Origin of the sequence: Paenibacillus silagei (assembly GCF_017874735.1) — a bacterium.
Lineage (GTDB): Bacteria > Bacillota > Bacilli > Paenibacillales > Paenibacillaceae > Paenibacillus_AQ > Paenibacillus_AQ silagei.
Genome location: NZ_JAGGLV010000021.1, coordinates 13204 through 35376 on the forward strand (window position 1 = coordinate 13204; position 22173 = coordinate 35376).

Genomic DNA, 22173 nt, shown 5'->3' on the forward strand with positions numbered 1-22173 from the left:
CAGGAAGCGGTTACATTCCATATTATAGTGAACCGGAAGGGAGCCCAAGCATGGAGCACCATAAAATCCCTGTATCCCATACCATAGAGCATCAAGGCCGGCTGATTTCTGTCCGTGGACCCTTATCTCCCGAAACGCTCCAGACCTTAAGCATGCACCGCGATCTGGACGCCTTCCGTAAGCCGCAGGAGCAGCTTGAAGCCTTGATCGAGATATCTGGCTTGCCCGAAGGGCGCATCGTAGCAGCAGTGGTCTCAGACGTTATCGTGGGCTATGTTACTTTTCATTATCCGGATGAACTGGAGTTATGGTCTCAGGGCGGGATGGAGGATCTGATTGAGCTGGGAGCCATTGAAGTGGCTGACGAGTATCGCGGAAGCGGGCTTGCGAAGCTGCTGGTTTCAAGCGCTTTTGAAAAGGGACAACTGGAGAACTGCATCGTATTCACAACCGAATATTATTGGCACTGGGACCTCAAGGGTAGTGGTCTTAATGTATGGGAGTACCGCCAGATGATGGAGAAGCTGATGAAGACGGTAGATATGGTGTGGTATGCCACCGATGACCCGGAGATCTGCTCGCATCCGGCGAATTGCCTCATGGTCCGCATGGGCCAGGATGTGCCGCTGTCCTCCCGCGAGACCTTCGACCGGGTGCGCTTCAGACAGCGGTTTATGTATTAATTCAGGCGGCCTGCCTGCAGGTTACATAGCCTTAAGCATATGCTCCAGAATGGCATGGGAATGCTGCGAGGCCGTTACGGTGAACTCACTGTAATTCACATGGGCTGAGCCGTCGGCTTTGTCCGACATTGAACGCACGATTACAAAAGGGATCCCGTTCATATGGCAGACTTGGGCGACCGCCGCACCCTCCATCTCTGCACAGGCCCCGTCCAGCTGCTCACGCAGCATAGCTACTGACGCCCTGCTGGCAATGAATTGATCCCCGGACAGCACAATGCCTGTTACAGACTTCTGCTTCAGCTCTTGACAGGCCTCTTCTGCTAACTTCACCAGCAGCGCATCTGCCTCGAAGACGGAGATCTCCTGATACGGAATCACTCCTCTGGCATAACCGAGCGCTGTAGCATCCATATCATGCTGAATGCAGGATGACGAAATAACAATATCCCCGATGTTCAGCTCAGGGTGCAACGCCCCGGCCACACCAGTGAACAGCACCTGCTCCACGCCGAAGCTGTCCAGCAGAATCTGTGTGGTTACTGCGGCGTTCACCTTCCCTACCCCTGATTTGCAGACTACAGCTGCCTTCCCGAACACTGTCCCTGCATAAAAGGTAATTCCGGCCTTCACCGTGGTCTGCCGATTCTCCATCTCTTCCAGCAGCAGCTTGATTTCTTCATCCATTGCGCCAATCAGACCCAATACTCCGCTCATTTCATATCCCCCTCGAACTTTGTGTCCGCAAACATAAAAAGCTCCCGAAGGAGCTTCTTAAGAAACCTATGTTCACGAGCTAAACGTACTGAACTTATTTGTTGACATGGTTGACAGACAGACGAAGAATGGTCTCATGCGGCAAAATAACCCGCGGATTCTCAACCGTCTCCTTCTTCATCAGCTTCGTCAGCAGTCTCATCGCTACAGCACCGAGATCATACATCGGCTGTGCTACAGTAGTGAGGAGCGGACGAACCATTGAAGCCATCCGGATGTTGTCCACACTGATAATCGAGAAGTCATCCGGCACCTTAAGGCCTTCATCCTGAATACTGTGAATGGCGCCAATCGCCATCTCATCGGTAGCAGCAAAGATAGCCGTCGGCTTCTTCTTCAGACCCAGGAAGTACTTCATGGCTTCGACACCGGATTCGTAACGGTAGTTACCGATGCGTACCAGATCCTCCTGATACTCGATACCTGCCGCCTCCAGCGCCTTCTTGTAGCCGTGGAAGCGGGCATAGCCGTTCGCAGGGTCCTGCAGCGTACCGCTGATCATTGCGATCTCGCGGTGTCCGTGGCGGATCAGCGTATTCACTGCATCAAATGCAGCCGTCTCATGGTCGATATCCACGGAAGGATACGTTCCCTTCTCATCGCGGGTCGCACAGAGCACGATAGGCACAGCAGAGGTCTGGAACGCCTGAATATGCTCTTCCGTAACGGTTCCGCCCATGAACAGAAGCCCGTCCACCTGCTTCTCGAGCAGTGTGTTAATGACACGAATCTCCTTCTCTTTACGCTTGTCAGCGTTACAGAGAATAATGTTGTAGTGATACATATTGGCAATATCTTCAATCCCGCGTGCAATTTCCGCAAAAATCGAGTTTGAGATATCAGGGATAACAACCCCTACGGTTGTCGTTTTCTTGCTGGCGAGACCTCTCGCCACCGCATTCGGACGATAGCCCAAACGCTCAATCGCTTCAAAAACCTTCTTCCGGGTCTGCGGTTTCACGTTGGGGTTATTATTCACAACCCGTGATACCGTAGCCATAGATACGCCTGCTTCTCGAGCTACATCGTAAATGGTTACCGTCAAATTACTCTCTCCATTGCGATAAATTTTATCGTTCGACTAATTAAAATTATGATACGACACTTTGTACAATTGTGCAATGATAACGCTTCATTTTCCTTTCAAAATTTCTTTCAAAGGTTGAAACGCCAGTCCTGGCGCGGCTTTGACGCCTTCCGCCAATTCCTGATCCTCCAATAGCTTCCAGTGGAAAGCCCTTAAAATTTCAAGAATTCTGTATGCTTTCTCTATCGTATCAAAAAGCGCGTGAAAAATCCAACATTCGTTGAAAGTTTTTCATTGTTTTTGCAGACTTTTTTTCAAAATGTCAAAAAATGCTCTTTATTTGGCACTTTCTGCCGAATGAGCCGTCAACTGGGAGAGCCGCAGGCCGATCTCTTCCATCCACTTCTTGTCGGACAAATCCGCCGCCGTGCGGTATACATCCAGCAGCAGATCAATCCGGCTCTGCATAGCCTTGCGGATAGCCTCCTCCAATTCCGGCAAGCCGCCGGCAAACAAGCCCGCAGCAAAGGTATCCTTCAGCACACTGGCCCACTCATTACGGTCCGCAAAGGACAGATGCAGCTTGCCCGCAGGGCGCTCTCCAAGCTCCCGGATCAGCAGGCCCAGGTCACGCTTAATAACCGGCAAGGGCTCATAACGGGCGCATTGCCCGCAGGTATATACAGGGACATTAGTAATTTTGATCTTCGCACTATAAATCAGCGTGTGCATATGTATGGTCATGATCCCGCCGCAGCCACAAGACTTCTTCATTAATTGTTCCTTATACATCTCCCACACCTCAGAATGATCTTTTAAAAACGCATAGCTTTGCCTTTTCCCTCTCTAGTATTCGACTTCATCCCCCTGAATCCCTGCAAGTTTGCATATCATGTTTTAATTGGCAATTGTCGTAGGAATTTCCATACCGAAAAGTGACTTCAACTCTCTCTTTTGATAGAATGACATAGATATCAGGAAGTTAAGCCGAAGGGAGCTGTACAGAATGAGACTGTCTGGTAAAAAAGTCATTGCGCTGGTGGACGATGAATTTGAAGACCTTGAGCTGTGGTATCCCGTATACCGCGTGCGTGAGGAAGGGGCCGAGGTACATCTGGCAGGCCTTGAGAAGGGCAAGACGTATGTAGGCAAATATGGTGTACCCGCCACGGCTGAATACAGCTGGGACGAGCTGAAGGCTGCCGATTATGACGGCATCCTCGTTCCCGGAGGCTGGGCACCCGACAAAATCCGCCGGTACAGCGCAGTGCTGAAGCTGGTGCAGGATTTCAATACTGCCAAGAAGCCGATTGGCCAGATCTGCCATGCCGGATGGGTCTTAATCTCCGCCAAAATTCTCGAAGGTGTAACGGTCACCTCCACGCCGGGCATCCGTGACGATATGGAGAACGCCGGAGCCATCTGGAAGGACGAGCCGCTCGTCCAGGACGGACACATCATCTCCGCCCGCCGCCCGCCGGATCTGCCGCCTTACGGCAAAGCGTTCTGCGATGCGCTGGCCGGTGAGTAGCAGGCAACATGAGATCTGTTATAAACAACAAGCCCTGCCCTGTCGTCTGACAGGGTTCAGGGCTTGTTGCCGCTTTTAAAGGAGATTAGCGGATAGGGACAGACAGCTTCTCTTTGATCAGGGCAGGATACGCCTCAATAGTGAACGTCAGCGGCTGCGGGTATTTATTGCTGCCCAGACCCCGGTAGTACATGTGAGGGATGGACTTCGCATTCTCCGGCTCCGTGCGCTGCGGAATATCGATATCAAATTTATCTGCTGAATGAACTGTACCTGCTCCATCGGTAAATGTTTGCCCCAGCATAAGGTCATTGTAGATACTGTTACTCTGTGCTTGAGAATCATATTCCAGCACCATCGTGGAGCCCTTCTCCGTGTTGTGAATGGACATTTGCAGATTGTGATCCGGAGCCTTGATAATTTGTTGCTTGTCTGTATCGATAATTAATTGGGTTGCCTGCTTATCCAGCGCCAGAATTCCATTGATTTGCAGTTGGAGCGATTGTGCCAGGCGGCTGTCGTTCGCAAATATCAGTCTGCCCCCACTGTCCGTAAAGCTGGCGGCGCGTAAAGCCAGATACGAATAATCACCGTTGCCGCCTGCTAAGAACCCCGGTTTGTACATAGAGAAGATCTGTTTGGAGTTCAGCGGGTCGCAGGTATAGTCCAGATAAATGCCGGAGGCGGCCAGATAGACCTCATTGATTTCAATTTTCTGACCGTCTATTTCCAGTGTTTTGTCTACATGTATGGTTTCTCCTGCCTTGGCGATCTGCTCCCGGTCCAGCGGAATGGCTACAGACAGTTTAGCTTGAAGGCTGTCTGCTGAAGCTGGGGTGAACTGTTTGTACTTACCAAGCTCCAGCTCAAACGTAATTTGATCAGGAAGAGCGCCAGCATCACTCTCCCACTGCCTTACTTCATAACCGTAGGTTATACGATTTGGGGAAATTGAACTACCCGGTCCCCTGGAAGTATTCAAAGGGTTTAAAGCTGCTGATGTAAGCTGCATAAGTTCAACTTTGGCATTCTCGTCAGTCTTATTCTGCAATGAATATAAAATGATAATCCCCTTCTGATCTGCAGCAATTCCATCTACGGTCAGGACAAATCCGTTCTGCTCCGCGGTAACACCAGTGATACGCTGTACAAGACCAGCCTCGATTGCCGAAGATACTACGTTTGTGGTCATTACAGCTGAAATATACTTTTCAAAGGGTCCGTAGCTCTGAAATATTGCTGCCTGATCCGGAGCGGCTCCCTGGGTCTTCAACACCTCACCCACCCGGGGAAAAGAGAACAACAGCACAATCCCAAGTACTGCCGCCGCTGTAGCCAGAGCATAACGCTTCCTTAGTGTCATAGAGCTTCTCCGGGAACGTGCTATGCCGTTGCGGATTGCCGTATTCAGCCGCATTTCCGGGATTTCCTCCGCTTCTGCCGACAGACTGTGGTAGTATTCCTTCAACAGCTCTTCTTCTGTATTGACCATGCTATAATCCCCCTTTGATTCTCATTTTGTCCCGCAACTGCTTAAGTCCCTTGTTCAGCCAGGTCTTGACCGTTCCTTCAGGCTTGCCCAGCACCTCGGCAATTTCTGTCAGCGTCATATCCCGGTAATACTTCAGTACAAGCACCTGACGGTATTTGGGCTTTACCGCTTCCAGGGCCTGCTCCATATCCAGCTTACGGTCACTGGTCATCTCCTGCAGTCCAGCGCTTGCCGGTTCCGGCACAGGAGCAGTCAGCCGCTTCCTCCGCTTCAGTTCATCCTTGCAGCAGTTGATCAGAATCCGGGTCAGCCAAGGTGCGAACCGGTCCTCATCCTTCAGGCTCCCGCGCTTAACCCAGGCCCGGTATGTAGTTTCCTGAACCATCTCGAGTGCCTCCGCCTCGCTGCGCAAGTAGCTGTACGCAATACTGTAGAGTATTTTCTTCTGCTCCAGTACCCGGTTGATAAACAGCTGCTCCTGTTCATTCAAGTGGCGCACCTGCTCGCCTTCCCACGTATGCTCCATCCAGGCTTAGTCTCCCCTTTCTTTTTTGACTTCTGTATATACTGACTGTCCCGCAGCCCAAACGGTTTTACTTTTTTTGCACGGCAGGCCTGTTCCCTCAGATCTCAAAACAAAAAGTCCGGTGTGTGGCCCCCTTGACCCTCACCCGGACTTTATTTAGATATTCTTGCTGCTTGTCCTTGAAAACCCGATAACGTTCAGCCGTTACCCGGCTATGATGTCTTCTCTTTGGAATCACCGCCGGCGCCCAGCGGGAATCCGCTCCGTGAGGCAAAAGCAGTAAGCTGCTCCTCCGTCTCAGAGCTGGTGCGGTTGCGGAAGCAGACCTTCGCAATCTCCCTGGCTTCAGAAGCCAGTGTGTTCAGTGTGCGGTGCTTCACCTTCAGCAAGGCTTGCGGTGACATGCTCAGCACATGGATCCCCAGTTCCAGCCAGAGCGGCAGTGAGCGCTCATCTGCGGCCATCTCACCGCATACACTGACATCGATGCCTACGCTGCGTGCCGCATCCACCGTCATGCGGATCATACGCAGCACTCCCGGATGGTACGGATGATACATATGGGCAATCTGCTCATTCATCCGGTCCACAGCCAGTACATATTGCACCAGATCATTCGTGCCGATACTGAAGAAGTCCACTTCCTCCGCCAGCAGGTCGGCAATCATCACTGCGGCCGGAACCTCGATCATTATACCTACCTTCATGTCGCGGTTATACGGTACACCCCGGCTGTCGAGCTCGCTCTTTACCTCGTTCAACACTGCTTTGGCCGCCTGCACCTCTTCGACAGAAGAGATCATCGGGAACATCATCCGGACATTGCCGTAATGACTGGCCCGCAGAATGGCTGTAATCTGGGTTTTGAACATGTCCTTGCGGTCCAGGCTGATCCGGATGGCCCGGTAGCCGAGAAACGGGTTCTGCTCCTCCGGCAGCTGGAAGTAATCCAGATGCTTGTCTCCCCCGATATCAAGTGTACGGATGACTACGGTCTCCTTGCCGACTTTTTCCGCAACCAGCTTATAGACTTCGAACTGTTCATCCTCTGTCGGAAAAGTACTACGGTCCATGTACAGAAACTCTGTACGGAACAGTCCCACTCCCTCGGCCCCGTATTTCAGTGCCATGTTCAGCTCCTTCACGGAACTGATATTGCCGGCCAGCCGCAGAGACACACCGTCCTTCGTCACCGCTTCGACGGTTGCAAGCAGCTCCAATTGCTCCCGCTTCCGCTGCTGCTTCGCACGTCTGGTGTTGAAGTCCAGCAGTGTGGATTCATCTGGATGAATCATAACCGCCCCGGTCTCCCCATCGAGCACCAGCACGTCCCCTGTCTGGATAGGAGTCAGGATCTTGTTCTCCAGGCCTGCCACCAGCGGAATGCCGAGCGCACGGGCCATGATGGAGGAATGCGAGGTTTTGCCGCCCATCATCGTCACGATGCCCAGCACATACGCCGGATTCAAATGCGCCAGCTGTGAGGGGGACAGCTCCTTCGCTACCAGAATGTAAGGCTGGGTATCCGACGGCAGAGTGACCTCCGGCGCACCCAGGAGATGCTTCAGCAGGCGGTTGCCGACATCCTTGATATCCACTGCACGTTCTTTCATATATTCATCGTCGAGCAAATCGAACATCGCCACGAAGTGGTCGATCGCTTCCTTGACCGCCACCTCGGCTGCCTTGTATTGGCGTTCGATAATGCCGCGGATTTCGCTCATGAACACCGGATCATCCAGGATCGCCAGATGGGCATCGAAAATGCTCGATTCCTCCGGTCCGACGACCTCGCGGAATTCTTTTTTGATAAACTCGATTTCGTCCTTGGAGGTCCGAATGCCTTCGTACAACCGTTCGAACTCCTTAGCCAGATCCACCGGATTCACCTGAGTGTCCGGCAGACTCCATTCCCAGTTCGGCAAGACAAAGGCCTTCCCAATGGCAACACCTGCTGCGGCGCCTACGCCTTGTATCATGCTTCGATCCCTCCAACATTGCTTTCATGTAGTACCACGGACATAACGGAAGACTGCCCCTTTTTCACGTTTTTGAATGGCGCGTAGCTCCAGGATTTGACCCGGTCCGGGTTGGTAATCACCATCGGTGTCGCCAGCGAAGCGGCATGCTCCTTCAAGAAGGCCAGGTCAAACTTGACCAGCAGCTGCCCCGGCTCCACGCTGTCCCCTTCCTGTACAAGCGCCTCAAACGGCCCTTTAAGCTGCGAAGTGTCGATCCCGATATGCATGAGCACCTCCAGCCCTTCGGGCGTAGCAATGCCCACTGCGTGCATCGTAGGGTATACGTGCATCACCTTGCCGAATACAGGCGAGACCAGCTCTCCCTTTTCCGGGACAAAGGCCACTCCATCCCCCACCAGCTTCGCGGCAAAAATATGATCCGGCACCTCTTCAATCGGCATCATCCGCCCCTGGATCGGTGCACTGAACAGCACCTGCGGCAGATCGCGCAGCATCAGCTTGTCGATCTCTTCGCGAATCAGCTCCGAATACGTCCCGAAGACGACCTGCACATTGCCGCCGCCCAGCTTGATAATGCCCGCGGAGCCCAGCCCCTTAAGCGCCCCTGTATCTATGAAGCGGTCATTATGCACCGTTAATCTCAGCCGGGTGATGCAGGCCTGAACCTGCACAATATTCTCCTTGCCGCCCAACGCCTCCAGAATCAGCGGAGCCTGATACGGGATATTGCCCGCCCAGTCGCCCAGCTCAGAGCCTTCCTCACGGCCAGGGGTAGGAATTTGAAACCGGCGGATCGCCCAGCGGAACACGTTATAATAGACAATGCCATAGCCGATCCCGATCGGAATCAGCAGCCAGGCCCGCTGGGACAGATGCATGTTGAGGAAGAAATCGATGGTCCCCGCCGAATAGGAGAAGCCGTGATGAATCCCGAGCGAGTAGGTCAGCACCATCGCAAGCCCGGACATGACCACATGCAGCGCAAACAAATACGGCGATGCGAACAGGAAGGCAAATTCAATCTGCTCGGACACACCGGTCAAAAAGCACACTAAAGCTGCACGCAAAAAAGTCTTCTTGATCTTGGGCTTGAGGTCCTCGCGCGCTTCCTGAATGATTGCAAAGGCAATTGCGGGCAGGGCGAACATCATAATCGGGAACAGTCCGGCCATGAACACACCCGCTGTAGGATCACCGGCAAAAAAGCGCGGCAAATCCCCCTGTACGACTGCACTGCCGTCAGGCGTCGTAAAGGAGCCCAATTGGAACCAGAACACATTATTCAGAATATGGTGCAGGCCAAAGGCCGTCAGCACCCTGTACAGCACCCCGTAGACGAACACTCCATAGCCGCCGGTCACCTGCACTACCCTGAACAGCTCATTAAGCAGTTCCTGTAGTAGCGGAGACACTCCGAGCATGACCCAGGCGAACAGCGCCGAGAATAAGCCCATGAACAGCAAAACAAACCGCGACCCGCCAAAAAACTGGATCGCCTCCGGCAGCTTGATATTCTTAAACCGGTTATGCGCTACACCGGCTACAATCCCCAGGATAATCCCAATTAATGTTGCAGGCTGTACAGCCCCGTCTCCCATGTTGGACACAATCCGGTCATAAGTGAACATCCCTGCGAGTGCGGCCAGTCCGGCCGGTCCGGCCTGATTGGACAATCCCCACGCCACACCGACAGCAAACAAATAAGGCATGAAATAGAATATTCCTTGCCCCGCGTACGTCGTCACTTCGGATACCGAAGAAAGTCCCCATGCAGACCACGGTAAGCTGCCCAGACTCAGCAGAATCGCTGCCGCCGGAAGCACCATGGTAGGAAGCATAATGGCTCTGCCCAACTGCTGCAAAGATCCGAGCCAATTCAAGGCGACCCTCTCCTTTCTTTCTATATTGAATGGTAAGCGTTACAGCAGTTTTTGTCAAAAGAATCTGGGCGTGAAAAGGACGACTCCTGCGACTCCTGTGACTCCTGTGACTCCTGTGACTCCTGTGACTCCTGTGACTCCTGTGACTCCTGTGACTGGATAAGTGTAGTTTGTACAACTATATTTGGCAATACGACCTTCTATTTTACTTTAACTGCACTCTGTGCAACTATTTTTGGACAATTTAACTCTAATCGCAATAATGCGTATTTTTAGTTGTACGAAGTGCGATTAAACCCAATAAACACCTTATCCAGCGCATTTTAGTTGTACGAACTACACTTAAGCCGATTATCGCATAGATTACATGTTACATCTTGAGCTCCTCCTTCACCATATTTGATCTAGCCGCATGGAATTCACCTCGTAATACCGTATCCGTTCTTTTGAAGAGACTGGTTTGATGAAACCCTTATCACTCAACGCCACCAGCAGCTTGTGTGCTGTCCGGTAATTAATGTGTAAAGATTCAATTAAGTCTTTAGGCCGAAGCGGTCTAGAAATCCGCCATGCCAGCCTTAGCACATCCATTTCTTTTGACAATAGTTGCTCCCTGCTGGACGAACTCCGCGCCAAATATGGCGCCAGCGCCAGCTGCAGCAGCATCCGGCACACTTCGGGACGCTGCTGGATGTCGTCGAACGAGAAGTGCAGCATCTTCCAGCCCATCCCGGTCAGGAAGGTGTCCCGGTTAAGCGCATAGTTGAACTTCTCCCGGTCCATATCCTTGATATGGCTCTGATAGCCGTCACACTCAATCCCGAAGCGGGTCCCGTTCTGCGGCAGAAAGGCAAAATCCAGAAACTGCGATTTCCGGTTCCAGTCATACACCTCATATTCCGGGTGCAGCTGCTCCAGTGACTCGAATAGCGGCCACCATACATTCTGCAGAAATAGCTTCTCCGCATAGTTATGTCCGCGCAGCAGCCTCCCCCGCCGTTCACCCGTTCTTACAATCGTATGTGCCTCCATAAAGCTGCTGTGTGCCTGCTCAAATTCCATATCTACTTCCCCCTCCCTGAAAATACAAAAAACGCCCTTTCCCCATTTAAAATGGAGTAAAGGACGTTCTTCGTCTGTGTCAAGTATAGCAATACTTATTAGTGAAAACTAATCGAGAATGCAGCAACCAGGTCTGAGGTACGTTTGGCAAAATTTAATCTGGATAGCTCTGAACTACAAGTATATCCGGCATCTGTGTACCTGATCATGCATACGATTCGTCTTACCCCCGGCTCCGGCCCTTCATCGTGATCGCTTCCTCCACCTTGATGCAGCGGTCCATGATTGCGATCATATGATTTGCAGCGGCAATGTCCGCCGCCTCCTGGCTGATGATCCCCTGCTGCAGCCAGAGAACACGCGCGCCGATATCAGCAGCCTCCTGAGCTACAGCTGCGCAGTATTCGCTGCGGCGGAACACATTCACAATATCCACCGGCTCCGGAATCTCCGCCAGCGTATGGTAGCATTTCTCGCCCAGGATTTCCCCGTCTACTAATGGATTGACCGGAATGATCCGGTAGCCCCGGCTCTGCATAGCGCCTGCAACCATATATGAGGTACGGTCTGTTTTGTCGGATAGGCCAACAACAGCGATATTGCCTGCCGCAGCCAGAATCTCGCCGATTTCTTCCCTGCTTGGGTTCTCAAAGCTCATGTGTATTACCCCTTCCGGTTATGAGATATACGTACATCATACTCTGCAACGGAAAAAGTTCCAAATCACCACACCGCCATCATTCGCGCCACATCGTTAATCTGCGATTAGCGATAAGCAACCTGAAGACTCAGGAGCTAAAGCAGACTCACTTCACCCATTCCACATCCGCACCCAGCAAGCGCAGATGATCGAAATACTGTGGATAGGACTTCGCCACATGATGGGCATCCTTAATGAGCAGTGGCTGGCGTGCCCGCAGCCCTACTACAGTAAGGGCCATAATCACACGGTGGTCATAGTGGGCATTAATCGTTACGCCGCCTTCCACGCCCTCCGGTGTGCCATGCACAATAATCTCATCCCGGCGTTCCTCAACCTTCGCACCGGCCCGGGTCAGCTCTGCCAGATAATCAGTGATGCGGTCGCATTCCTTGTAGCGCAGATTCTCCACATTGTAGAAGCGTGAGGTCCCCTCGGCAAAAACCGCCGCCGCTACCATAGCCAGCACCGCATCAGTTGCCGCATCGCCGTCGAATTCCACCGCCTTCAGGACCCCGTTCCCCTGCACATGCACTGTTCCGTTCTCATGGGTGAGCGGCACCTCCATCATCCGCAGCACATCAACAATGGCCCGCTCCCCCTGCTTGCTTCTCTCCGCCAGCCGGTGAATGGTCACATCCGACTTAGTCACCGCTGCGGCCGCAAGCACTGCGGCTGATCCCGGATAATCGCCTTGCACCGTATAGGTCTTGGCAGCATAGCTCTGGCGTCCAGGCACCTTGAAGGACATATAGTCATCCGCCGCATGTACGATAATCCCTGCCTGCTCCAGCACCTCCAGCGTCTGCCCGATGACCACCTTGGACTTCAGATCATCCAGCACGATGATCTCACTGTCTTCTTCAAGCAGCGGGGTCAGGAATAAAAGTGCGCTGAGATACTGCGAGCTGACGGCACCGGAGACGGTAATCCGTCCGCCCTGCGGCTTGCCGCCGCGGATCGTAATCGGCAGTCTTCCGTTATTATGCTCTACTTCCACGCCGAGCTGGCCAAGTGCCAGAATCAGGTCGTCATGCGGCCGCTTGCCCAGAGAATCGGGATACGTATTCACGAAAGTAACCTCCGGGCTAAGCGCAGCCACCGCCATCAGGAACCGGAGGACTGCGCCGGCATTCCCTACATTCAGCTCCTTGACATCACGGGGATGGCGGCCGAACCCCTGTACTACGATTTTCTCATCATCTTCGGTCAGGACTGCGCCGAGATCGGCGATACATCTGCGGATCGCGTCGCTGTCCTCGCTGTGGGCAGGATGGTAGATCGTGCTGACTCCTTCAGAGAGAGCGGCTACCAGCAGGTAGCGCGTGGTGTAGTTTTTGGAGGACAGGGCTCCGAATTCTCCTTGCAGCGTCGGCGTAGGCCTAACAATAACGTCCATAGTATAAGCGCTCCTTCATAATATATAGTCTGTATGTACGGGCCTGTTTGACAGGGTAATCCGCAGTTGTGTTATTATTGCGTGAAGAGAATCCATTCCCATTCGGGCAGAAAAGAGGGTACTACCATGAATGAAATTCCGCAAATTACACCGCAGGAGCTGCGTAAACGGCTCGCTGCCGGCGAAGAGCTTGTACTGATCGACGTCCGTGAAGAGGATGAGGTTGCCTTCGGCATGATTCCCGGCGCTCAGCATATCCCGATGGGCCAGATCCCGCAGCAGACGGACAAGCTTCCGTCAGACACTGAGATCATCTTCATTTGCCGTTCCGGCAACCGCAGCCAGCGGGTCTGTGAATATCTGCAGCAATTCGGCATTCAAGGCTCTAACCTGAGCGGCGGCATGATCGAGTGGGATGATACCAGCGCGGAATAGCTTCATCCTGATGCATAGCGCCAACACACATAAAAGCTCAAGCGCGGTAACGCAGTAAAATGTATTGCGAGACCTCAGCCACATTCAGCTCCGTTGTATCGACCGTGCAATGCGCGAAACGGTAAGCTTCCCTGCGCTGTTCCATAATGGAACGGACCCGGTTTGCCGCATTGCCGGCGAGCAGCGGCCGGTTCTCATCCCCGCTGACCCGTTCAATAATGGTATCCTCCGAAGCTGTAAGGGCCACTACGAATCCATGCTCCAGCATGACTTCGGCATTCCCCGGCGCAAGCACCGCCCCTCCGCCTGTAGAGATCACTTTGCGCTCTCCCTGCAGCATTTCCTGAAGTACCGCTGATTCAATACTCCGGAATGCCTGCTCTCCGCCTTCCGCGAAGATATCCGCAATACTGCGGCCCTCTCTTCCGGTAATCACTGCATCCAGATCAACCAGTTCATAGTCAAGCTCCTCGGCCAGAATGGCGCCTACTGTGGATTTCCCCGTAGCCATCATCCCGACGAGAATGATATTTCGATCGTCCATAACAACCTCCAAGCCGCGACATTTGTCATATCATAACACAGGGTGAAAAGTTTGCACAATGCCGGCAGCCTTCATTTTCAGGCGGGCTGTGCCTGCCATGGCTATGCCTCATGGATGCAAAAAACCCGAAAGCCCTCCGCATGAAGCGGAAAGCATCTCGGGTTCCTAAGCAATAAGCTGAACGCTGCCTGTTACTCTGCCAGCCAGTTGTGGTGGAACACGCCTTCTTTGTCCACACGCTTGAAGGTGTGAGCGCCGAAGTAATCGCGCTGTGCTTGCAGCAGGTTCGCCGGAAGACGTTCTGTACGGTAGCTGTCGTAGTATGCAAGGGCGCTGGAGAATCCCGGAACTGGAATACCCAGAGTTACAGCCGAAGCGATAACCTTGCGCCATGCCGACTGGTAGTTGTCCATAACATCCTTGAAGAACGGATCAAGCAGAAGGTTCTTCAGCTCTGCATTATTGGCATAGGCATCCGTGATGTTCTGCAGGAACCGGGAACGGATGATGCAGCCGCCGCGCCAGATCTTGGCCAGCTCGCCGTATTTCAGATTCCAGCCGTATTCGTCAGAAGCCACACGCAGCTGGGCGAAGCCCTGGGCATACGATACGATCTTGCTGGCGAACAACGCTTTACGCACGTTCTCGATGAATTCAGCCTTGTCACCATCGAATGGAGCCGTAGCAGGGCCACTCAGCACCTTGCTGGCTTCAACGCGTTCTTCCTTCATGGCAGACAGGAAGCGGGAGAAGACGGATTCGGTAATCATGGACAGCGGCACGCCGAGATCCAGCGAGCTTTGGCTTGTCCACTTGCCGGTACCCTTTTGTCCGGCAGCATCAAGGATGACGTCCACCATCGGCTTGCCGGTCTCTTCGTCATACTGGGCGAAGATATCCTTCGTAATCTCGATCAGATAGCTGTCCAGCTCGCCGTTATTCCACTCTGCGAAGGTGCTGTGCAGCTCCTTGGCATCCAGACCCAGAACGTCCTTGAGCAGGTGGTAGGCTTCGCCGATCAGCTGCATGTCGCCATACTCGATGCCGTTATGCACCATTTTGACATAGTGTCCTGCACCGTCCGGCCCGATATATGTACAGCAAGGCTCTCCGCCAACGTGAGCTGAAATCGCCGTAAGAATTGGTTCAACCAGCTTATACGCGCTCTCCTGGCCGCCAGGCATAATGGAAGGACCCTTGAGTGCGCCTTCTTCACCGCCGGATACGCCGGTGCCGACGAAGCGGAAGCCTTTGTCTTCAAGATATTTGCTGCGGCGTACGGTGTCAGGGAAATAAGCGTTACCGCCATCGATGATGATATCGCCTTGATCCAAGTACGGCAGAAGCTGCTCAATGGTGGCATCCGTAGCCTGACCTGCCTGAACCATGATCAGAATCTTGCGCGGTACTTCCAGTGACCCTACGAACTCTTCAACGGAGAACGTGCCCACCAGGTTCTTGCCTGCTGCTTCTGCAACCAGATCATGTGTCTTCTCCGGGGAACGGTTAAACACGGATACGCTGAAGCCTTTGCTCTCGATGTTAAGAGCCAAATTTTTGCCCATTACCGCCAAGCCAATAACGCCGATTTGTTGTTTTGACATCTGGTTCTCCACCCTTTGCACCCTGTATTTTTGTGAAATCCATTTCTCGCAGTATAAGAATACCACCCTTTGTCAGAGACAGCAAAGTTCTGCCTGCGAAAGAGAGATCAATTTCATTGACAAACTTCGATCCATCAGGGAAATTGCTCACAATGACTATTTTAACGGTTTTGTCCGCAGAAGTGAACCCCCTCCACCAGAAAGGCACAATAAAAGGACACCCCATTATGGGATGCCCTTAATCGCCTAAGTTCACTCAGTGCACTACCACTCCAGCGCCGCCAGCTCCCTGGTCAATTGCTCAAGCCTCGCTGTGCTGGCCGCCACCGCTTCCGTATCGCGCTCACGCATAGCTTCATTCAGCAAGTCGAGCTGTTCATCCACGGCAAGCCTGCGGTCACGGATCCGCTCTTCGCCTTCTATGGAGTAGAACAGCTTCGTCAGCTCCTGATCCGACAGCAGCGGCCCCTTCTGGTACAGCACACGCTGCTGATAACCGGAAATCTCCACCAGGCGGATGACCTCACCGAATAAAATATTCTCTATAATGATCTGACGGTCGCGGAAGCGCTTGACAACGGCATGACCTCTCATATCCCCAATCAGCTTCTCCATCCATTCTGACAGGCGCGCATCACGGATCATGTAGTCTCCCACCAGCTTGAAGCCGTCCTTAATCCGCTGGAAGCGCAGCTTCACAAGCTTGCGGCCGGTGCGCACCGAAATAAGAAAAACAGTCTCGTTCTCACTCCAGTACAGGGAATAACCTTCCTTGATCAGGTCCTTGATTAGATCCTGGATATGCTGTCTGTCGAACCGCAGCTCCAGATTGCAGTACTCCACTTCATCGTTTTTGTTCACGGCACTCCCCCCTAACTGCTTGATTTAAGCATAGTCAGCTTCACGGCCTAACCTAAGAGTAGAACAGACTGCCGGACCTCCGCTTGCACCTTGATTCTTTGTGTGGCTTACACTTATTTTATACTTCATAATATGTAGCGGTAACTTGGTTTATTGACTATTTTTACCCGTTTTTAGCCTTTTCCAAACGCTGGAACCCGTTTTAGGTGAGTTAGACCAGCCCTTTTATATGCAAAAACAGCAATAAAGCCGCATTGCGCCTCCTTTTCAGGCAGTCTACGGCTTATTGCATTTCCACACCGGCTTACTCCCCCTGTCTCCGCTCTACTCAGTGCGCCCTGCTGTGCTTCAGCTTCGTCCGGTGGACGATCAGCAGATGCAGGCCGAATAACACAACCATTACTCCCGCGCTGGCCAGAAAAGGGGCACCGTGGCTGACCGTATCCCACAGCTTGCCTGACACCACCGGACCAGCAACCATCCCTGAGCCCTGCAGCGTCAGGAAAAGCCCCCAGACGGTCCCACGCTCACCCTCCGGCACCTGCTTGGCCAGGAAGGCGTTCCACGCCGGGAGAATCAGCGCATAGCTGATCCCGACCAGCGCCACCGCCACGAAGGCCAGCGGCAGCCAGCGGACCTGTGAGAAGAAAGCCATGGAGCAGGCTGCCAGCAGGAAGCCGATATTAAGGAAGATGGAGGTGCCGACCTTATCGACCAGCTTCCCGGCGGGTATAAGGGTTAGCACGGTAATCCCTCCCCCGGCAATCAGCAGCAGGCTGAACTGGTTGGGGGTGACATGCAGCTCCGAACGTGCGAACAAGGTGACCACCGGGGTCATAAGCCCGATCGCAAAAGCCTGTAGGAACAATGCCGGGAACAGCAGGCGGCTTACCTTCAGGGAGGAGGTGACCTGCTGCCAGGTCCGCTTCAGACTCTCCAGGGGCCTTACCGGCTTACGAGGTACCGGCGGCCCTTCCGCCGATATCTCTCGGACAACGCGCGGCGCATGACCGCCGATCTTCGAGGGCAGGAACAGCGCCACGGCTACAACAGCAGCAGCGAAGCCCATCAGCACCAGGAAGACCGTCCGGTAGCCCTGTCCGCCATGATCCATCATGAAGTTGACGATAATCGGACCGACGCCGGTTCCGGCCAGTGAGGCCATCTCCACCGCCCCCATGGCTGCGCCGCTGCTGCCGCTCCGGGTAGAGCCTGCCAGCTCGGTGATGCCTGTCATCGTACAAGGCCACAGCGGCGAGGTGCCGATCCCCAGAATCAGACAGGCGAGGGACAAGCTTACGGCATCTTTGGCATAGATAATCAGCCCGACTGCCACCAGCAGGAGCAGCAGCGCTCCTGTCATCGTCCAGCGGTAGCCGATCCGCTCCATGACCCAGCCGAACGGACTGCGGAACAGGTTATCCCCGAGATACTGCAGCGCGAAGGCGAACCCGACCACGGTTACGGAGAGCCCCAGAATATTCTCCATATAGACCGGCAGCAGAGCTACCAGCAGCGATCCTTTGACGAATTCGACCAGGAAAATAATGATCCACATTTTTAATATGAACGGTGAGGCTAAACTGATATGCATACGTTCCGCTGCTTTGCCAGACATTTCATCACATCCTAGTATTATGTTGATTGATTTGTTATACTGATGCTTGCTCAAGTAGAAATAGGTATTCTGTCCCTCCGGGGACGCCTTTTGCTTCAGCGAAATCAAAAAACCACTCTTCGCGAAAGGTTGTGACAGCATTAAATGAATCAACAAGCTACTCCCCTCTTCACTGCTCTCAAAAAGCATGCCGCCGGAAATCCAGTTCAATTCCATATTCCGGGACATAAGAAGGGGCTAGGGACCGATGCCGAATTCCGTGAGTTTATCGGCGATAACGCTCTATCCATAGATTTGATCAATATTGCACCGCTTGATGATCTTCATCAGCCCACCGGGGTTATTCTTGAAGCTCAGAAGCTGGCTGCAGAGGCTTTCGGCGCCGATTACACGTATTTCAGTGTACAAGGCACGAGCAATGCCATCATGACTATGATCCTCTCTGTCTGCTCAGAAGGAGACAAAATTATTGTGCCGCGCAATATTCACAAATCGGTAATGTCGGCCATTATTTTCTCCGGAGCCAAGCCTATTTTCGTCTCTCCTGTACAGGATGAGAATCTTGGGATAGACCACGGCATAACCACCAGCTCGCTGGAACGGGCTTTAAGGCGCCATCCGGATGCCAAGGGTGTCCTCGTTATCAATCCGACGTATTTCGGCGTATGCGCCGACCTCCGTTCGATTGTCGACCTGGCCCACAGTTACGGGGTTCCCGTACTTGTGGACGAGGCACATGGAGTACTGATTCATTTTCATGAGGACTTACCGGTATCGGCCATGCAGGCCGGTGCAGATATGGCAGCAACCAGTGTGCATAAGCTGGGCGGCTCCATGACGCAGAGCTCGGTACTGAACCTCAATGCCAAGACGGGTCTTGTCAACCCACAGCGGGTACAGACCATTCTCAGCATGCTGACCACCACTTCAACCTCATATATTCTGCTTGCCTCTCTGGATACCTCCAGACGCAACCTTGCCCTGAACGGCCATGAGATGGCGGCGAGAACCATCGCCTTGTCCAATTATGCCCGCAATTCGATCAACGAGATCGAGGGGCTGTACAGCTTCGGCAAAGAAATTCTCGGAACAGAAGCCACCTTCAATCATGATCCGACGAAGCTGAACATTCATGTAAGGCATCTGGGTATTACCGGTTACGAGACCGAGAACTGGCTCCGGCAGAAGTACAACATCGAAGTTGAACTCAGCGACATGTATAATATTCTTTGCCTGATTACCCCTGGAGATACTAAGGAATCTGTAGATAAGCTGCTTGCGGCGCTGCAGGTGCTCTCAGCGATCCATTACAGCAAGGGTGAGATCTATGAGCTTAAGGTACAGGTGCCGAATATTCCGCAGCTGGCCCTAATCCCGAGAGATGCCTTCTATGCGGATACGCAGCTGATCCCCTTCCGGGAGTCTGCCGGCTACATCATTGCAGAATTCATCTACGTCTATCCGCCGGGAATTCCTATTCTTCTCCCTGGAGAAGTTATTACCCAGGATAATATCGACTATATCATTGACCATGTAGAAATCGGATTGCCCGTCAAAGGACCCGAGGACCGCAGCATTACCAATATAAAAGTAATTGTCGAAGCTGAGCCGATCTCCTAAGGCTTGTCCTATAGCAGTGCGACATACAAAACCCCGATACGTATAAAGTATCGGGGTTTTGCATGAATGCCTGAAATCTATTCTTGCTGGGCAAGCAGCTCGTTATAAGCTTCTTCAACAGCTTTCCATTCAGTTTCATCTTCAATGTTGTACAGAACCATTTCCTCGTCTTCTTCTTCCATACGAAGGATGATTCCGTCTGCTTCCGGATTCTCGCGCTCAAGCAGCAGGGCGTACAACTTCTCGCCTACGTCGAACGTTTCTACCAGTACCATTTCTACATCTTCGCCCTGCTCGTTCGTCAAGGTCAGCACAAACTCCTCGTGCTCATGGTCGTGATCATGTCCGCAACCGCATGCTTCACCATGTTCATGGCCATGCTCATGTTTGTGATCGCTCATTGTAATACCTCACTTTAATTGAATTATCCTACATTTGGTATCGTAACACGTAAGATAAGGACAGGTCAATTTGCAGGAGAGACTTAATTCTTGGATGAAGCCGTAACTACCTTCTCGGACACAAGAATGTAATCTCCGTTCTTCGACGCCTTCATGAAGAAGCCTACGCTATATTTGCCCGGTTCCTTGAAATCATAGGTGAATTCCGGTGTGGAGAACCAGAAATCCTCATTCTTGGAGCCGACGGCATCCTCGAGAATATCCTTCACATTCCCGGCAGGATCGGTGATTGCCACCTTCACGGCAGCGATGCTGTCCTTGAGGCTGTCCACCTGCGTTAGAATTTTCATCTTCAGCTTGCCTGTGTTAACATTGCCGAATACCGTGTCGCCTTTGAAGAGTACGATATGAACATTCGGCTTGAGGATCGTCACTCTGCCCGAGCCGTCCCAGCTGACGATACCCCCGGCCTCCCTGGCGGGAATATAGGTCTTGCCGTCAATCAAATAGCCGCCATCGGCTATTTCCTTTCCATTGCTCCATACTTTGATCTTCTGGTTCACAGCGTCCGCGAACAAATAGGAGCTTCCCATCATGAAAAACACAACCGTGCACAGAGCAATTTTTCTCCATCTCATTGTAAAGCCCCTCCAAATAATTCATGCTGTTAATGTATACTGCTCAGCCTTCGACAAGTTGCGCAGAATTCAGGGATTTATTTCTTTTTGCAGAAGAAAAGAAAAACAAGTCCTTCAGCAACCGGTTTCGGCATGTACAGCAGACCTTAAACGAAGTATTTTCAGAGAAGCTTGAGTCCCCCTTAGCACATAGAAACGGCCGGACTTCAGCGCCTGTAAGACGCCTGTCCGGCCGTTCCCCCTGTTATCTATGCCCGGCTAAAATTGCGGAAGCTGATCCAGATTGTTCGTAGGATCTCCATCTGCATCGCCGCGGATATACATTTCGCCGTCTTTGCCCTTAAATACATTGACCCCTGCGATGCTGCCGGACTGAACCTCCTGAAGTGCCTGCTGATAATCCAGCACGCGTCCGGAGGAGGTCTGGAACCCGGTCAGGTCCCCGTCACCGTTACGTTTGGCGGCAATAAAGCGTTCCCGTTCTTGATTCATCACTTAGGATCGTCTCCTTCGCACTAGAGTTAGCCAGCTATCCTGGCCCGATTCTAGCTTGTCCATAGCAGCGGAAGAGTATGTACCCGGCAGATTACAGGGCCTTGCTCATTCTGACATGCAGAATCCCGGCATCATAGAAGGGCTCCTTGGAGATTACTTCATAGCCGAGCTTGCTGTAAAATGGTTCTGCTTGACACTGGGCATCCAGAATGGAAGCCTGCAGACCCAGCTCACGTGCCCGTTCTTCCATAGCCAGCAGCAGGATACGTCCGCATCCCTTAGCGCGGAAGGCTTCCCGAACGGCAATCCGCTGCATCTTGGCAGTGTCCGCTTTATAATAGATCAGCCGGCCGGTTGCAGCCGGCTGCCCGCCCTCCATGAGCAGGAAATGATGCACATGCTCACTGATGGCATCATATTCATCGATCTCCTCTTCTACCGGCACCTTCTGTTCTTCCACAAACACCTTCTTGCGGATCTCCAGCGCCATTTGAAGCTGCTCCTCTGTAGTAACATGTACGATTTCCACTGCCATCTCCCTGGCTCCTCTCTATAGCTCCAATCAATATGGAGCATTATACAGAATTATTAATATCCTGTATAGAGCCTGAGAGCTTCAGGGCAAGGCCCGTGGACAAGGAAGCTCCGGCCACCTTACTTACGGAGTCTCATAGACCTCCTCGGGAATCGAGCGGTCATACACATCCCGCAGAACCGGCGAGGTCAGGCTATCCCGTGAATTCAGACTCCCGTCCAGTCCGGTCATCCTGTGAACATCCGTATATTCAGGAACCTGCTTACCTGCCGTACATCCGGCGATTCCCAGAAGGAGACATGCTCCAATCCATAAGAGACATACTCTTGCCAAGCGCATTGTTGTTAACCTCCTCATCCTTCT

Annotated in this window: 23 protein-coding genes; 4 read left to right on the top strand and 19 right to left on the bottom strand. The window is 52.7% G+C overall.

Features of this window, described 5'->3' with window-relative positions:
• The first annotated feature begins 50 nt into the window (after nt 1-50).
• The gene (locus J2Z70_RS24795; RefSeq protein ID WP_209877641.1) at nt 51-683 is read left to right on the top strand and encodes a GNAT family N-acetyltransferase; all 633 of its coding nucleotides are present in this window, start codon (nt 51-53) and stop codon (nt 681-683) included.
• A 21-nt stretch (nt 684-704) separates the two neighbouring features.
• On the opposite strand, the gene J2Z70_RS24800 is transcribed toward J2Z70_RS24795, so the two are convergent.
• The 3 genes from J2Z70_RS24800 to J2Z70_RS24810 form a co-directional block, all read right to left on the bottom strand.
• The gene (locus tag J2Z70_RS24800; RefSeq protein ID WP_209877643.1) at nt 705-1400 is read right to left on the bottom strand and encodes a 5'-methylthioadenosine/adenosylhomocysteine nucleosidase; all 696 of its coding nucleotides are present in this window, start codon (nt 1398-1400) and stop codon (nt 705-707) included.
• 94 nt (nt 1401-1494) lie between these two features.
• Complete coding sequence (ccpA, locus tag J2Z70_RS24805) at nt 1495-2505, bottom strand: catabolite control protein A (protein WP_036695017.1); 1011 nt, start codon at nt 2503-2505, stop codon at nt 1495-1497.
• A gap of 318 nt (nt 2506-2823) precedes the next feature.
• Entirely contained in the window at nt 2824-3261 is a 438-nt protein-coding gene (locus tag J2Z70_RS24810; protein ID WP_076074887.1) for a hypothetical protein, read from the bottom strand.
• Between the two features lie 232 nt (nt 3262-3493).
• Here J2Z70_RS24810 and J2Z70_RS24815 point away from each other — a divergent pair, with 232 nt between their 5' ends.
• Complete coding sequence (locus J2Z70_RS24815) at nt 3494-4018, top strand: type 1 glutamine amidotransferase domain-containing protein (protein WP_036729480.1); 525 nt, start codon at nt 3494-3496, stop codon at nt 4016-4018.
• Nucleotides 4019-4103: 85 nt separating this feature from the next.
• On the opposite strand, the gene J2Z70_RS24820 is transcribed toward J2Z70_RS24815, so the two are convergent.
• The 7 genes from J2Z70_RS24820 to aroA all read right to left on the bottom strand — a co-directional run bounded on the left by J2Z70_RS24820 (nt 4104) and on the right by aroA (nt 13059).
• Nucleotides 4104-5510 carry a DUF4179 domain-containing protein gene (locus tag J2Z70_RS24820; RefSeq protein ID WP_209877645.1) on the bottom strand — a complete coding sequence of 469 codons (1407 nt, stop codon included), beginning with the start codon at nt 5508-5510 and terminating at the stop codon, nt 4104-4106.
• Between the two features lies 1 nt (nt 5511).
• The gene (locus J2Z70_RS24825; RefSeq protein WP_209877647.1) at nt 5512-6036 is read right to left on the bottom strand and encodes an RNA polymerase sigma factor; all 525 of its coding nucleotides are present in this window, start codon (nt 6034-6036) and stop codon (nt 5512-5514) included.
• Between the two features lie 212 nt (nt 6037-6248).
• A complete protein-coding gene (gene ptsP / locus J2Z70_RS24830) occupies nt 6249-8015 on the bottom strand; it encodes a phosphoenolpyruvate--protein phosphotransferase (protein ID WP_209877649.1) in 1767 nt (588 codons plus the stop codon).
• Nucleotides 8012-9898, bottom strand: coding sequence for a glucose PTS transporter subunit IIA (locus J2Z70_RS24835; RefSeq protein ID WP_036729487.1), 1887 nt, complete (start codon nt 9896-9898; stop codon nt 8012-8014). The genes ptsP and J2Z70_RS24835 overlap by 4 nt, the downstream gene beginning before the upstream one ends.
• 390 nt (nt 9899-10288) lie before the next feature.
• Entirely contained in the window at nt 10289-10960 is a 672-nt protein-coding gene (locus J2Z70_RS24840; RefSeq protein ID WP_209877651.1) for a PDDEXK family nuclease, read from the bottom strand.
• Between the two features lie 223 nt (nt 10961-11183).
• Entirely contained in the window at nt 11184-11618 is a 435-nt protein-coding gene (locus J2Z70_RS24845) for a CoA-binding protein (protein WP_209877653.1), read from the bottom strand.
• A gap of 148 nt (nt 11619-11766) precedes the next feature.
• A complete protein-coding gene (gene aroA / locus J2Z70_RS24850) occupies nt 11767-13059 on the bottom strand; it encodes a 3-phosphoshikimate 1-carboxyvinyltransferase (RefSeq protein ID WP_209877656.1) in 1293 nt (430 codons plus the stop codon).
• A 126-nt stretch (nt 13060-13185) separates the two neighbouring features.
• Between aroA and J2Z70_RS24855 the strand changes: the two genes are divergently transcribed.
• Nucleotides 13186-13494, top strand: coding sequence for a rhodanese-like domain-containing protein (locus tag J2Z70_RS24855; RefSeq protein WP_209877658.1), 309 nt, complete (start codon nt 13186-13188; stop codon nt 13492-13494).
• Between the two features lie 37 nt (nt 13495-13531).
• Here the strand turns inward: J2Z70_RS24855 and J2Z70_RS24860 are convergent, their stop codons facing one another.
• The 4 genes from J2Z70_RS24860 to J2Z70_RS24875 all read right to left on the bottom strand — a co-directional run bounded on the left by J2Z70_RS24860 (nt 13532) and on the right by J2Z70_RS24875 (nt 18121).
• Nucleotides 13532-14038: a shikimate kinase gene (locus tag J2Z70_RS24860; RefSeq protein ID WP_036729499.1), complete on the bottom strand. Its 507-nt coding sequence runs from the start codon at nt 14036-14038 to the stop codon at nt 13532-13534.
• 191 nt (nt 14039-14229) lie between these two features.
• Nucleotides 14230-15642 (bottom strand): NADP-dependent phosphogluconate dehydrogenase, encoded by a 1413-nt coding sequence (gene gndA, locus J2Z70_RS24865; RefSeq protein ID WP_036729501.1) that lies wholly within the window; start codon nt 15640-15642, stop codon nt 14230-14232.
• Nucleotides 15643-15906: 264 nt separating this feature from the next.
• The gene (locus tag J2Z70_RS24870; protein WP_209877659.1) at nt 15907-16503 is read right to left on the bottom strand and encodes a hypothetical protein; all 597 of its coding nucleotides are present in this window, start codon (nt 16501-16503) and stop codon (nt 15907-15909) included.
• A 328-nt stretch (nt 16504-16831) separates the two neighbouring features.
• Entirely contained in the window at nt 16832-18121 is a 1290-nt protein-coding gene (locus J2Z70_RS24875; protein WP_209877661.1) for an MFS transporter, read from the bottom strand.
• Nucleotides 18122-18265: 144 nt separating this feature from the next.
• Between J2Z70_RS24875 and J2Z70_RS24880 the strand changes: the two genes are divergently transcribed.
• Nucleotides 18266-19741 (top strand): aminotransferase class I/II-fold pyridoxal phosphate-dependent enzyme, encoded by a 1476-nt coding sequence (locus tag J2Z70_RS24880; RefSeq protein ID WP_036729506.1) that lies wholly within the window; start codon nt 18266-18268, stop codon nt 19739-19741.
• Nucleotides 19742-19818: 77 nt separating this feature from the next.
• Here the strand turns inward: J2Z70_RS24880 and J2Z70_RS24885 are convergent, their stop codons facing one another.
• From J2Z70_RS24885 to J2Z70_RS24905, 5 genes are all read right to left on the bottom strand, one after another.
• Nucleotides 19819-20142 carry a DUF1292 domain-containing protein gene (locus J2Z70_RS24885; RefSeq protein ID WP_036729508.1) on the bottom strand — a complete coding sequence of 108 codons (324 nt, stop codon included), beginning with the start codon at nt 20140-20142 and terminating at the stop codon, nt 19819-19821.
• A gap of 83 nt (nt 20143-20225) precedes the next feature.
• Nucleotides 20226-20780, bottom strand: coding sequence for a copper amine oxidase (locus J2Z70_RS24890; protein WP_036729511.1), 555 nt, complete (start codon nt 20778-20780; stop codon nt 20226-20228).
• A gap of 258 nt (nt 20781-21038) precedes the next feature.
• Entirely contained in the window at nt 21039-21275 is a 237-nt protein-coding gene (locus J2Z70_RS24895; protein WP_036695032.1) for a DUF3892 domain-containing protein, read from the bottom strand.
• Nucleotides 21276-21366: 91 nt separating this feature from the next.
• A complete protein-coding gene (locus J2Z70_RS24900; protein ID WP_209877663.1) occupies nt 21367-21810 on the bottom strand; it encodes a GNAT family N-acetyltransferase in 444 nt (147 codons plus the stop codon).
• 123 nt (nt 21811-21933) lie between these two features.
• Nucleotides 21934-22149 (bottom strand): hypothetical protein, encoded by a 216-nt coding sequence (locus tag J2Z70_RS24905; protein ID WP_076074250.1) that lies wholly within the window; start codon nt 22147-22149, stop codon nt 21934-21936.
• Nucleotides 22150-22173 lie beyond the last annotated feature (24 nt).